This is a genomic window from Aminobacter sp. P4_D5 (assembly GCF_056401815.1).
The window spans coordinates 1-505 of record NZ_JBFUIP010001473.1 but is presented as its reverse complement, the minus strand read 5'-3'; the positions used below and the strand labels follow the sequence as shown (position 1 = coordinate 505).

The 505-nt window shown below is 71.3% G+C and carries 1 protein-coding gene; it reads left to right on the top strand.

What is annotated here, in order from left to right:
* Positions 1–35: 35 nt before the first annotated feature.
* On the top strand, positions 36–410 hold the full coding sequence (locus tag AC1DWF_RS39030; protein WP_476843738.1) for a hypothetical protein: 375 nt from the start codon (positions 36–38) through the stop codon (positions 408–410).
* Positions 411–505 lie beyond the last annotated feature (95 nt).

Here is a 505-nt window from a genome sequence, read left to right as displayed (position 1 = left end):
GGCTAGGGTGCCGCGGTCGGGACGGAGGAAGCGCCATGGGATTCGATGCACGAAGGGTCGGCGCGATCGCCTTGGCCACGACATGGCTTTGGTCGGGCCTGGCGGCCGCGCAAAATCTGGTCACGGAACGCCTCACCGGCGAGGCCCTGTTCGGCGGCGCGACCCTGGTCGATCCGCCGCCCGGCGAGGCGGCCGGCACGCATGCCTATCTGACCATCACCGGCGCGGCCGCGCGGCGGATGTTCACTGCCATGTCCGGGCCGATCCGAACCGACGCCTGTCAGCCGGGCTGGCGGACGAAGCGCGCGGGGAACCTGACCTGCTCGCTGGGCCGCCGCGCCTCGGAGGCGCAATGCGACATTGCGCTGCTTCTGGCGCGGGGAGAGCTGGCGCCGGGGCGTCCGTGCTGAGGGCTACAGGTCGCGCCGCATGATGGTGACGGGGCGGTTGTTGTCGACCGTCTCCTCGATCGCATACCAGCCGAGCCGCTCGTAGAGTCCCTGGG